The sequence below is a fragment of the Rickettsiella endosymbiont of Dermanyssus gallinae genome (assembly GCF_019285595.1).
Taxonomy (GTDB): domain Bacteria; phylum Pseudomonadota; class Gammaproteobacteria; order Diplorickettsiales; family Diplorickettsiaceae; genus Rickettsiella_B.
Genome location: NZ_CP079094.1, coordinates 687,028 through 700,033, shown reverse-complemented (window position 1 = coordinate 700,033; position 13,006 = coordinate 687,028). Strand labels below are relative to the sequence as shown.

The following is a 13,006-nucleotide window of genomic DNA, read 5'->3' as shown; positions in this document are numbered from 1 at the left end:
TTTTTAAACAATGTGTACCTCCATATATCCCTAATCCCGTTTCTTTCTCCCTTTTTTATATAAATTTCTTTTAATAATCTTTAAATAGAATGAAAATTTTTATGGTATATTAATGCAACATATATTTTTAATAGATGCTTACTATGTCTAGAATATATCAAACATTAGTCTGTCTTTCTTCAGGTGTTATTACGCTCGATCAATATCTACAAATCCCATCATATAAACGCGAGAGCATGCAATATCTTTTCTCACCCGATGGACGACAAGCTATTGCTGAAGGTGTTATTACACTTGAGCAATACCTACAAATCCCATTAGATGAACGCAAAAGCATGCAATATCTTTTTTCACCCGATGGGCGGCAAGCGGTTGCTGACGGTGTTATTACACTCGAGCAATATCTACAAACCCCATTGGACTTCTGGGATCAACGCAAGAGCATGCAATATCTTTTCTCACCCGATGGACGACAAGCTATTGCTGACGGTGTTATCACACTCGAGCAATACCTACAAATCCCATGGAATGAACGAAAAAATGTAATAACTGAATTACAAGACTACTGTTTTAGCTATATGCGACAAGCTATTGCCAATGGGATTATCACATTCGAGCAATACATACAAATCCCGAATCGTTATAGCATGAAATATCTTTTTTCACCCAATGTGCAACAAGCAGTTGCTGACGGCATTATTACATTCGAGCGATATCTACAAATCCCATCAGATGAACGCTATAGCATGGCATATCTTTTTTCACCCGATGGGCGACAAGCACTTGCTGATGGCATTATTACACTCAAGCGATATCTACAAATCCCATCAGATGAACGCAAGAACATAGAATATCTTTTTTCAGCTGATGGGCGACAAGCTATTGTTGATGGTGTTATTACACTCGAGCGATATCTACAAATCCCATCAAATGAACGCAAAAACATGGGGTATCTTTCTTCATCTGATGGGCGACAGGCAGTTGCTGACGGTATTATTACACTTGAGCGATATCTACAAATCCCATCAAATGAGCGCGAGAGCATGAAATATCTCTTTTCACCCAATGGGCGACAGGCAGTTGCTGACGGTATTATTACACTTGAGCGATATCTACAAATCCCATCAAATGAACGCGAGAGCATAGAATATCTTTTTTCGCCCAATGGGCGGCAAGCTATTGCTGACGGTGCTATTACAATCGAGCAATATCTACAAATTCCACGGCATGGGTATAAACGCCAAAATGTAATGATTGCATTAAATGTTCCCTATATGCGGCAAGCTTTTGCTGACGGTATTATTACACTTGAACAATATCTACAACCCAGATGCGATGAACGCCAAAATGTAATTTTTGCACTACAAGATCCCGGTGTACAACAAGCTATTGCTGACGGTGTTATTACACTCGCGCGATATCTACAAATCCCATGGTATGAACACCAAAGAGCAATGATTGCATTACAAGATCCCGATGTGCGACAAGCTATTGCTGACGGTGTTATTTCGCTCGAGCGATATCTACAAATCCCATCAAATGAACGCAAAAATGCAATGACTGCATTACTGGATCCCCATATGCGACAAAGAATAATAAATGGCCAGATCGCTATTGAAAACATTATAGGCACCGATCCTGCTCGTCATTATGCTGACGTTGTTGCCTTTGCTGCACCCAATATTAACAACACACAAAGTACTCATACCACTAGTGTTCATCAATCTGTTTCTGAATCTGCGACTCGATTAGCTAATCTTTATAAATCAAGAATTAATGGTGCTTGCTTAGAAAGTACTATCGGAAAAGCACAAACCTATATCAATAATTTACCAGATGACTCTGAAAAAAATACAGCAGCTAAACGAGGTTTTTTAAGGATCGTAGCGCCCGATTACACTTTTACGGATCCTAAATCTCAAATCTCAATAAAACAGTTATTAGCATTGGTATATTTAGCAATACATGATGACGAAAACCGAACCAGTAGTCTTGAAGATGCGGAAACTCAATTTGTCGAAGCGCTATATGAAATACAACGAGAATATAACTTATCAAAATCAGGCATTGATCTAGGCGGTCAAGAAGACCAATATACTTGTTCAGCAGGGGCATTTAATAAGTTCATTGAGAAATTAGTTGGTATTCATCCTGAATGTCGAGTTCTATTTATTACAAGAGAAACTGCTTCATTTAAATTACCTATCGTTGTTCGTGAAGAAGCCATGAGGTATTTAACAACCTTTGCTAATCTTAATACGGCTGAAGCACTATCCTCATTCACACACTTAATAACACAAGTAAAAAAAGATGGCGTAGAAGTAATTTGGGAGCATATTAGAAATAATATCGCTACGCGTATGTTTGATGAATTTGGCCGCCTCTATCGAAATAGAGCCGATCCCGATTTTACCGCGCTCATTGAAGCGGGTAAATATGAGGAATTAAAAGACTTAAACACATTTCAAGAGCAAATACAAAAGGGCTACCTTAGTAAGCACAAAGCTGATGGTGCAGAATCTCAGAAAGAAGATGTTATAAATCCAGAAAAATTAATCTATACCCAAATTGAGATGCAACTAGCTAAGCTTGAAAATAAAGCTAAAAGTTTACGTGCTTATGACCACATCCTAGCTTATTGCAAAGCAACTAATATAGTTCTTATATTACGCGATTTAAATCGTGACTATTTCTTAGAGAAAAAAATCGACTATAAAACTTATAAGGAAAAATCATTCGATATCATTAACCAACAACGACCTGAATTAGATAAACATCGTGGCTATAAACAGGTTTTAGGCAATTTATTGATATTAATTGCCACATTAGGCATAGGGCAACTACTTAATAAAGCATGTACAGGTAACTTTCTATTTTTTAAGACAGATTCAGCAAAACACATTGATACGTTGAGTAATATGATAGAGAAAATGGAATTTACTTGTCCAAGCCGAGGGGTTTCCTAATTTTAATACAATGTAATCTGTTACGGCTGTTAGAAATCATGTTTTCCATGTTTCATTTGGTGAATAGCATATCAGCGTTAGGAACCCAAAGGATATTTTGCTATGACGAGATTTTTAACATCAGTCGATGCTTGAGATGTAGTTGGAAGCGAAAAGAAAGTCGCCGGTGATTCTGCTACGGTTACTACTGGCGCTGGAGTATTTTGTTCTGGCTCAGCTAATAAAGCTTTTAGATGTTCTATCTCCACTTGATTCTTTTTTATTCGAGCTTCTGCTTCTTTTGTATTTTTGCGTGTTTGGGCTGTAGTAGCATCCATCTGCTTGCGTTCATTGATGTGTTGACGGGTTTCTTCGCTATACGCTTGTAGTTCATCAGGCGAGAGAGAGAACATATAAACACTCCATTGCATGCTGTTGACATGATAATGCATGCAATCAAGCACAACATTTTTCAGGTGCATTAATAAGGAATCTGCTGCTCGTTCAGCATCGGAATTTTTTAATTCATTGGGATTTCGCTCTCTGAATTTTTGCAAGTCATTTTTTACAGACTTGATCTGTCCAAGATAGTACTGCGATTGCTCTTTTAATAGCGCATCATTCCTGTGAACTTCAGATTTTTTATCCAAATGAAACATCAATAATAATTCTTTAATGATCCCGGCAATTTTTGCATCGTATTGATGTACAAATTCTACGGCATTACCTGAATGTGCGGTCAACACTTCTTGAAAAGCAAACCAACGTTTTTGGAACGGTGGAAAGAAATAGAAGCCAGCGCCTAAACGTTCGACCGCTTGCAGCATGAGAAGGGCAAGCTTAGGAATAGAATCTTCTGTCCATATTACTGGTTCTTGGTTTTTTTGATATAACCAACGTCCTGGTTTTAATAGACTATTGGCTAAATCAGCCTGAGGAATAATGAGTCCAATTTCTTGAAACCAAACACTTAGAATCATTTGCGTGACCTGATTTAAATCAGTGCAAAAATCTTTATGAATCTCTTGCACCAAACGATAAAGGTTTCTTTTGTCAAAAAAAGGAATTTCCTTTTTTTGGAAAGCCCATTCTTCTTTGCTTGCATACTCCTTGATCTTGGCCATGAGACGAGGTTCCTGTCGAGAAAGTAGCCACTGTTGAAAGGATCCCTTATGGGGATAACCATGATACTCAAACCAATCCCTCATAAAGAAATCAGCACACAGTTTATTTAAGGCGGGATCCAGTAAGGATTCCCAATCCTCAAGCGGTATGCCTTGTCTGGCACTATGGCGTAAAATTTTTTCTTTAAACTTAATGAGCCAACCAGAAGATTTTAGAGGATTCTCGCCTAAAATCCCTTTTTCAAACGTATTTGGCCAATCAAACGTACTCATAAAACTTTTAAATAAGGCCAGTGCTGTTGATTGATATTCTGAAGCATGTTTCTCCTTATCCACCCATTGGGTAATGAGTTGCTCATGCAATGAAAAATATAACCAACAACCTTCTCGTATCAACTCGGGCGATTGGAGTTTTTTGTTTCGAGCGGCTTTTTTAGTGGATTTTCGCAATCGCTCACTGATAGTGAGTAATTGTAAATAGGAAGTTTTTGCAGCGCTGGGTGTCGTTGTATATAACGACGTCAATTGACTAATACATTCTTGTACCCACTGCTTCAAGCGTTCTATCCAGGAAGGCGATAAATCCAGTGTGCTGGTTTTTTCTATAAGTTGCGTTAATTGTTCCAGTAAAAGCTTTGATAAATGTGCTGTTTCTTTTTCTTTTAGTGATGAATCATCTATTTCACCAATGTAAACATGTAGTACACCAACCATTTTAGTATAGTGATTATAGGCACTATCTTCTTCATCGGAACGCAGATGGTCTTGGGCCGTATTACCCAGCTCATCCAAAAATTGTTTAGAGTAAAAATTCAATGCATGCTTCTGGATTCTAAGTAAAGCACGATCGACTGTGCGGTCGATGGGTTTTTTATAGATGGCTTTATAGACTAATTGGTGCAACTGATGTAAGTAGGCCGCTTTAGGTACCGTCGCTATCACCTGGTCAGCATGCTTTGTCCATGACATTGCGGGGAGTTCAACTAATTGATCACGATAGCATTCTGTAGCGTTTTCTCTATAGACATACATCACAAGTAGCTTTAATAATAAAGCAGACGTCCAATCATTTTGTATATTCTCGTCAGTTAGGTGTTGCTGTCCCAGCAGGCTGTTGAATTCTTCAGTGAGTAGCTTATATCCCCATTTAATGGTCACTGAGCTTGTCTTTTTCAGTTCTATCTGCAAGGGTTCGAGCCAATCGGATGCCCATACGCGACTCTTGATTTGAGACATCGGAAAACAATTTGTTATCCAGCGGTAGAGAAGTGGGTTGCGCTGCAACAACTGGTTTGCAGAGTCTGTACCGGGAGTGTTGGTTTTAGGAGGCATTGCTACATCCTGGTAAATTAAGATTAGCAGCCTCAGTATTTGGTGCTTGGGATTTAGTTGGGGGCGAAAAGAAAGCCGCCGGTGATGCTGTTACAGTTGCTTGTGATGTAGTTGGTCGTCCTTGTTTAGCTAATAAAGCGTCGTGTAGCCGTTTCTTCTCTGCTTCTGTCGTTTGTTCTTGCACGTTTGTCTTTTGTCCTCGAGCTTTTTCCCCTGCTATCTCTCTGTGTTCGTCAGTGGCTGCCGGTGTTTCTGTTCGTTGCGCAGTGGGTTCCGAGCCTGAGGCGAGCCCAGGAGCATTTTCCTTCAGTTTTTTGATGTCTACAAGAGGGCCATCTATGAATCTTTCCATTATCTTATACAAAACACTGCTACGGCCAAGTGTGGCTTTCTTACTCATGTCCCCATAATTTTTTTCCAAATTGACTAAAGCCTTGTTAATGGCTTTTACATCCTCTTCCGATAATAGAGTGCATAAATCGCTAATATATATTCGCACACTGTCCAGTCGCTCTTGTCTGACTTCAGGTTGCCCTTGTGCAACTTGAAGATTAGATCTAATTCCATTTTTAAATGAACACTCCCACCGCTTTATAAACGGTAATTCGTTGTAATACTCCGGCTCCATTCTCGCTAAAGCTGACAAATAGTAATCTAGCAAATCTGTAAAAATAATCTCTAGTGTTTTCACCATTTCCGGTGGCACACTGCTCAATGCCTTACTGTTAGTAATGATAGACAGCGTTTTTTGGGAATCTTTGACGATAGCTTGTATGGAAAGACTATTATTAATCGCGACTAGTGATGATGTTGGTGCTGGGTTAGGCGTGTTTGTTGAAACTAAGAAGCGATCGGTAAATAAATGAAAGAATAGAGGCACCCTATCTATTTGACATTCGGTGCAAGCGTAAAACCAAGCTTTCTTTCTTGAGTCATCTTTTTTTTTATCCGGGTAAAAATAATGCGTGAGTTGCTTGGATCGGGAAGAGGTTTTAGTATTTTCTTTCCAGTCGCAAACCCCATTCGGATCGACTCCTCTATAAATCACATAGGATAAATCATCTAGGGTTGGTACTTGCTGTTCTTTATCTGCTTTATTGATGGTTTTAGTCTGATACAAATAATGAAATAAGCTGATGGTTGAAGAGGGAGAAGAAAATCTCATTACAGATACGTCTTTGGGCTTGCTTGATACGTGCTACGCTCGCTTGATGTGCTTGATTTTCGTGTACCTCGGAAGCTGTTGTTTGTTTTCTGGGGAAGGCGTTAATTATCTCTGTATAACGAGATTGACTTCCCTCCAACGCCTTTTGTAACCGTTTAAGATCGGCAACAACATCTTTGGATAGTTGCCACATCTCAAGAGAGATGGGGAGAGATTTTTGTCTTGGGTCATCTGTGCGATGCTTCGATCCAACATTCGTCGTAAATGATTTTGGTAACTGGATCAAGGTATCATTTTTTTTCCAGATAGCGCCCCAGCGGCTGCCTCGATGTTCTTGAATAAGCTCATCAGACAATAAGCTTTTTCAAGTGCTGATTTTATGTTGTCTTCGCTAAAACAACAGGGTAAAACTAAAATTTCTTTGTACAGTTCGATCAAACTCTGTTTTCTTTCGTTTGTTCTGAGCCACTCTATTAGCAAGTGCCGATCCTTCAGTTCCCGTCGCAGTTCCTCCAGTTGCCGTTCTACTGGTCGCTGCTCCTCCGGTTGTAGTCCTTCCAGTCGTTGTCGCAGTTCCTCCAATTGCTGTTCCTCGTAATCCTTATCCGGTAACCATACTATTTCTATTATTGTACTGAGAAGCCGAATAAGTTGTATGCACTTCTCGATTTGCCAATTGCGTAAACTGCATGCCATCTTATGAGCCTGCTGATCGACTTCAATTTGTTCCATCTCGTATTCGGAAATAGCTTTAGGTAAGAAATATGAGCCATCAGTAATTTTTCATCCTCTTTGGCAGCGTGCACATCCATCGTATGTAGAAAAATACGCTGCCCGACTACTCTCTGTTTAGCTTCAGTTAGTAGGGGAGCCCAATCTGGTTTGGTCTCAAATGGGTTGGTCAGTTTTGCTTTGTAGGCTTGTTGAATGGTTATGAATAGCTTGAGGATATCAGTACAGGTAGTGGCAAGTACTGGATTGTTTGGCAGGAACGCATGCATTCTTTGCGATATTTGATCAGGGTAATTCATGCACAGTTGGATGATTTGCTGTAATGGATCATTAGGCCGCACTCTACGGAAAACGCTAACAGTGCTTGAGTTTGTTGCAGGTCTCAAGTAGATGGCACTGAAGCTTTGATAAACCTGGGCAGCAATTGCTTGTTCTTTTTTTTCAGTTGTTCAATGCAACCCTCAATGCTTTTTAAGCGGTTATTATATCGAGTGATTACGCTTGGCGCTTTTGGCTCTTTCTCACATAATAAATCGGCGATATACAACGTTTGACGAGGTGGCAATACAAGCGAATCAATAAATTTTGTGAAATTGTTTTCAAAGATTTGAAAGTAACCGCTAACCCTTCCTAAATAGGAGGAAAGCGTGCGGTAATCATCAGAGGTCAATACAGAAACGAGATTTGTTAAAGCTGTCTCGATTTCTATAAAACTTGTTAGTGCCTTTTCTAAATCACTAACACGATCATTTAGATTAGTCAGATACTCTTCAGCTTCTTTTTTAATTTTCAGAATAGCTTTGTCAGCATTGCCAGTAATCTTAAAATCGTAGCGTGTTTTTGCATTTCGCACTATTTCTTGATTTGGATTTTTTTCATCTTGGCGTTTTTGATACTGCTTTTGGGCGAAATGTACAATAAAGCTCCCTCCTTCATAAGCCTTGTGGAGAGCCTCTTCAGATAAGATTACACGATGCAGATATTCAAATAGTATATGTATGACTTCAGCCGCCGTGATTCCTGCCCCTACTACTGCTACTGCATGCATTGCTATCTCCTGTAAAGTATTTATTTACTAATAAAATTCCGTAGAATGTATGATAATTGAATATATTTTATAAATAGATAAATTAATTGTCCTTAATATACCATTTGCTAAACTAATATTCAGTTTAACTTATTATTAATTTATAAATTTTATAATAATCACTTTTTAAATTAAAAATAATTTATTTAGAAAATACTATCGATATCCAGGAACAAGAAAACCTATTATTGATGTTTTTTATGTATTTGCAACAAAATAAGTAAGCTATTACCCACTATATTGAGCTAGCTATTTGAAGTTTAGTAGACTGCAAATGCTTCTAAGCTTGATTTATAAAGGATGCCCGCCCATTTCACGATGTGAAAACCAGCCAAGACCTCACTTTTCCATCGTCTCTACGATACTTGTAAAACTGAGGTCTTGGCTGTTGGGCGGGCATAACAATAAATCAAAGTAGAAGTAGTAGGAAGGAAAGAGAAGGAAGAAGAAAAAACAACATATAAAAACTATTTCTATTGTTATAAGCTTATGATCTATGTTTAATACTAAGGATTTATTTCATGGGTACAAAATATATTTTCTTAGATACCTGTGCCATTGACCAATTAATACGTTGTGGTATCTCTCCAGAATTATTTATCAAACTATTAAAGAATAAAATTCCTGTTGTAAGTCCCTATGTAATGTATGAACTTGCAAGGGTCATTACAACTGATAGTTCTAGAAAAGCAATTGCCTTATTTACTTTTTTAAAAGCTATAAATCCCAAATTTAGCTACCGCTCTGATGAATATTATAAATTAGAAGTTCAGAGGTTAAGATATGATATACCTTTTAACCCCTTCTTAGATCAAGAAAGAGAAGTTGCTATTCTTCAAAGGATAGAAAACCTTATCAATGGAAAAATTGATCCAGAAATAGAAGAATTTATTAAACAACGTCAGGATCTCGTGAAAAAATCTTGTAGCCTTTGGAACCAAAAGCCATGTGAAAAATATAAAAAATATAAAGGTGATTTCCAGTTTCGTTTCAATTCTCGTCTCAATGATTTTTTCAAGGATTTTAAAGTTACGATTGGTAAAATAAAATCTGTTAGAAAATTAATTAGATATACACCCTGGAATGAATGTAATTTAACTGGTAATGAAATATTTAAATTTTACGATAACATGGAAACTTATCCTTCACTTACAAATTTACTTCGCTCTCAGTTATATTTGGATTTTTTAACCAATACAAATCCTGACACCCCATCTGAAAATAAATTTACGGATGCCATTGTATTAATAGAAGCATCGTATTGCACCGACTTTTTGAGTCATGATAGAAATTTTATTAAGATGCATGCAAAATGTATTAACCCTAAAATTAATAGCATTATTTTAAATGAGTTTTTAAGCCCCAACAAAACGAAAGAAGAAGAAGAAGAAGAAGAAGAAGAAAATATAACAGAAATAAGCTGAAAAATTATCCACAGTCGCTTGGGCTTTTATGAATAGCCCCGCTTTGTGGATAATTTTTTTAACTATTTTATAAGTTGAAAATGACTTGGTTTCTATACAAAAAGTGTCTATTATTTATATAAAAATAAGTAGGATAATTCTTTTTGAAATTAACATCACGTGATGTAGAGATTTTAAAATTTATCAATGAATTTGGCTTCTGTGAAATGCCACAGCTCAACCAACGCTTTTCCTTACGAAAACCCCGTAATTATCAATTACTCGGTAAACTAGTTCGTCATAATCTGTTACAGCATGAACGAATTTTGTATAAGGAGCATGGCATATTTCGCTTAACTCCAGCTGGCGCACGTTTCACGCCATTACCTCCGATGCGCCGAGTCACTTTCGCAAATTATTACCATGATCGCATGGTAATCAATCTTCATATTAAATTAAGAGCGATTTATCCCGATGCCACCTGGATTAGCGAACGAAAGCTAAAGCATGAGAAATGTAAACTAGGCGTGGGTAAAGAAGGCCACTTACCGGATGGGATATTAGTGTTTCCCAATGGAATCCAGGCTGCTATTGAAGTAGAACTGTCCTCTAAAAGCAGACAGCGCTTAGATGATATTTTAAAAACCTATGCGACCCAATTTGCCTTACAGGAAGTTTGGTATTTTTGTCATGAACCAATGGTGCCACGATTAAAAGAAGCGGCAAAAGCGATGCCTTTTGTCAAAATTTATGCGCTAAAAACATTTTTAGAAAAACAGCCCACTCACGTGCCTGCGCTTACAGGATAGTGTTTTATCGAACAACCACGAGAAATTATACAATGCGTGCTGATTGGACTTTGTTGTTTATGGCAAAGTATCGTCGGTTTGCTGGGTGCTTTGCTTTTTCTTATCTTAATTCGTGGACTTCGTTATTCCGTTTGGTCGATATTTTTAGTGGGTATGGTGTTGGCACTTGCCAGTATTTTATTGATCGAATGGCAATCACACTTCACCTTATCTTTTTTGGATTTTATTCACGCCGGCTTTGCAACACAGTATTTTTGGAAAGTGTTGTTTTCATATGGCTTTGGTACCGCCTATTTATTTGTTTATCAGCAGGTATTTTACTATGTGCTTGGCTTTCCATTAGTATTTGCTGGTATTTCAGGCATGACCGAATGGATTCCGAATGCAACGCATGAATTTGAACTCAAAGCGATACGACGAGGCAAAGCTTCATTGTCGAATCAGTCAGAATTTAAGTGGAAAAAATACATTACCCATCCGCGTAAACAACCACAAGAAGGAACTCTATTGGGCTTCTCTGTTAAACAAGAAGCGGTGGTTATTCCTGATGACGCTATCAATCAGATGCTCTTGGTATTGGGTACGACGGGCGGTGGTAAGACAGTGACTTTACGGCGCTTTTATCAACGGGCTGTGCAGCAAGCGTATCCCCTGATTATTATTGATGGTAAACCCACCGAAGAAAACGTCGCTTGGTTACAGAAAAAAGCACAGGATCACGGCCGCACCTTCTATGGTTTTAACTGCGCGGATAAACACCATTATGATCCCCTCGCCCACGGTGGTTATACGGAACTTAAAGACAAGCTGATTAGTTTAAAAGATCAATGGGAAAACGATTATTATCGCTCGATTGCTGAAGATTATTTGCAAACTACGTTTGAAGTGCTATTGCATTTGAATAAACCCTTTGATTTAAAGACCGTCGTTAATTGTTTAGATTTTCGAGAATTGGCACTTAAAGCACGTTCCATTGATGATGAAAAACTGAAAACCCGTGTACTCCGTTTACAACAGTATGACGCGAAAGATATTACGGGATTACAGGCACATTTGAATTTATTAATCCATTCTGAACTCGGTGCTTTTTTTGAAAGAACAGAGCATACTTTTAATTTAGAGGAAATCATTCAAACTAACAGCGTAGTGTATTTTGCCCTACCCGCCTTACGTTTTCCCAGCTTTGCAAAAGTTTTAGGCAAGTTAATTATTAATGATATTAAAGCGGTGATTGATCGTTTAGAAACCAAGCAACGTATTTTTACGGTATTTGACGAGTTCTCTGTTTTTGCCGGCGAGCAAGTATTAAATCTCGTGAATATGGGGCGCGGTAAAGGCATTCATGCGATTTTTGGTACGCAAGGCTTAGCGGATTTAAAGCGTGTTGATGATAATTTTGGTAATCAATTATTAAATTGCGTGAATACACTCATTTGTCATCGCTTGAATGATCACGAAAGCGCCGAAAGCGTAGCCAGTTGGATCGGAACACAAGATGGATTTGTGGTTACCGCACAGATTAGCGAAGATAAATCAACGGGAATGGGTACAGCAAAACGTAATAAATCCTTCATTATTCATCCTGATTCTATTAAACAAGAATTACAATCAGGCGAAGCGTTTTACATTAGCAAAGTGAATCAATTTCAGCATAAAAAAGTAAAGATTATTTTTACAAAATAATTAAAAAAATACTATTTTTATAGTGATTTTTTATAAAAATTAAGTTAAAATAAGTGAATCAAATACTATCCTTTTTTATTAAAAAATGTCATTACGAAAAGGGAAAAAAAGAAGATTCAAATTAATCTATTTAGCACTAAGTCTTTTCTTGTTTTTCCCTTCCTTATCCTGGGCCTATGGTGGTGAAACACCGGTTAGCCAAGGCCTTAGTTATATTATTGATGCTATTTTTGGCACAACCGGCATAGCGCTTGCGACTGTTTCTGTTTTTGGTGTGGGAATAGCCTGTGCGTACCATTATTTTGAATGGAAAATATTTTGGCAAACGTTACTCGGCATCTCCGTTATGTTTGGTGCCGACGGCGCAGTCAGAGTGATACATAGCCTTTTGCATTAAAAATGATAATAAGGAGTAGCATGAAAGATTATCCGATCGAAATTGATTCTTTAGCACTCGCTTTAACACGACCTGCCCTATTTATGGGCATACCACTGCGTCTATTTTTCGCTAATCTAGGGGGAAACATAATTATTTGTCTTAATCTGCATTCCTTAATCGGCATCCCCTTGTTTGGTGTCATACATCTCATTTTATTTCGATTAACGATGAAAGATTTGCAATTTTTTCGAGTGTGGCACAAATACATCACCCAAACACCACCGGTCTTAAACAGTGGCTTTTGGGGTGGAACGAATAGTTATTCGCCAGAATAAAATAGGCTTTCT

Annotated in this window: 10 protein-coding genes; 6 read left to right on the top strand and 4 right to left on the bottom strand. The window is 37.9% G+C overall.

Annotation, left to right across the window (positions count from 1 at the left end):
* The first annotated feature begins 143 nt into the window (after positions 1-143).
* Positions 144-2,966: a hypothetical protein gene (locus KX723_RS03560; RefSeq protein ID WP_218814700.1), complete on the top strand. Its 2,823-nt coding sequence runs from the start codon at positions 144-146 to the stop codon at positions 2,964-2,966.
* Between the two features lie 77 nt (positions 2,967-3,043).
* On the opposite strand, the gene KX723_RS03555 is transcribed toward KX723_RS03560, so the two are convergent.
* From KX723_RS03555 to KX723_RS03540, 4 genes are all read right to left on the bottom strand, one after another.
* Complete coding sequence (locus KX723_RS03555; protein WP_218814699.1) at positions 3,044-5,401, bottom strand: hypothetical protein; 2,358 nt, start codon at positions 5,399-5,401, stop codon at positions 3,044-3,046.
* A complete protein-coding gene (locus tag KX723_RS03550) occupies positions 5,391-6,566 on the bottom strand; it encodes a hypothetical protein (protein ID WP_218814698.1) in 1,176 nt (391 codons plus the stop codon). Before KX723_RS03550 ends, KX723_RS03555 begins: the two co-directional genes overlap by 11 nt.
* A 282-nt stretch (positions 6,567-6,848) precedes the next feature.
* Positions 6,849-7,298, bottom strand: coding sequence for a hypothetical protein (locus KX723_RS03545; protein WP_218814697.1), 450 nt, complete (start codon positions 7,296-7,298; stop codon positions 6,849-6,851).
* A gap of 382 nt (positions 7,299-7,680) precedes the next feature.
* Complete coding sequence (locus KX723_RS03540) at positions 7,681-8,346, bottom strand: hypothetical protein (protein WP_218814696.1); 666 nt, start codon at positions 8,344-8,346, stop codon at positions 7,681-7,683.
* A 560-nt stretch (positions 8,347-8,906) separates the two neighbouring features.
* Between KX723_RS03540 and KX723_RS03535 the strand changes: the two genes are divergently transcribed.
* From KX723_RS03535 to KX723_RS03515, 5 genes are all read left to right on the top strand, one after another.
* The gene (locus KX723_RS03535) at positions 8,907-9,809 is read left to right on the top strand and encodes a hypothetical protein (protein WP_218814695.1); all 903 of its coding nucleotides are present in this window, start codon (positions 8,907-8,909) and stop codon (positions 9,807-9,809) included.
* A 143-nt stretch (positions 9,810-9,952) separates the two neighbouring features.
* Positions 9,953-10,597, top strand: coding sequence for a hypothetical protein (locus KX723_RS03530; protein ID WP_218814694.1), 645 nt, complete (start codon positions 9,953-9,955; stop codon positions 10,595-10,597).
* Positions 10,598-10,633: 36 nt separating this feature from the next.
* Positions 10,634-12,280 (top strand): type IV secretory system conjugative DNA transfer family protein, encoded by a 1,647-nt coding sequence (locus KX723_RS03525; RefSeq protein WP_218814693.1) that lies wholly within the window; start codon positions 10,634-10,636, stop codon positions 12,278-12,280.
* 85 nt (positions 12,281-12,365) lie between these two features.
* Complete coding sequence (locus KX723_RS03520) at positions 12,366-12,677, top strand: TrbC/VirB2 family protein (RefSeq protein WP_218814692.1); 312 nt, start codon at positions 12,366-12,368, stop codon at positions 12,675-12,677.
* A 20-nt stretch (positions 12,678-12,697) separates the two neighbouring features.
* The gene (locus KX723_RS03515) at positions 12,698-12,994 is read left to right on the top strand and encodes a VirB3 family type IV secretion system protein (protein ID WP_218814691.1); all 297 of its coding nucleotides are present in this window, start codon (positions 12,698-12,700) and stop codon (positions 12,992-12,994) included.
* The last annotated feature ends 12 nt before the right edge of the window (positions 12,995-13,006 follow it).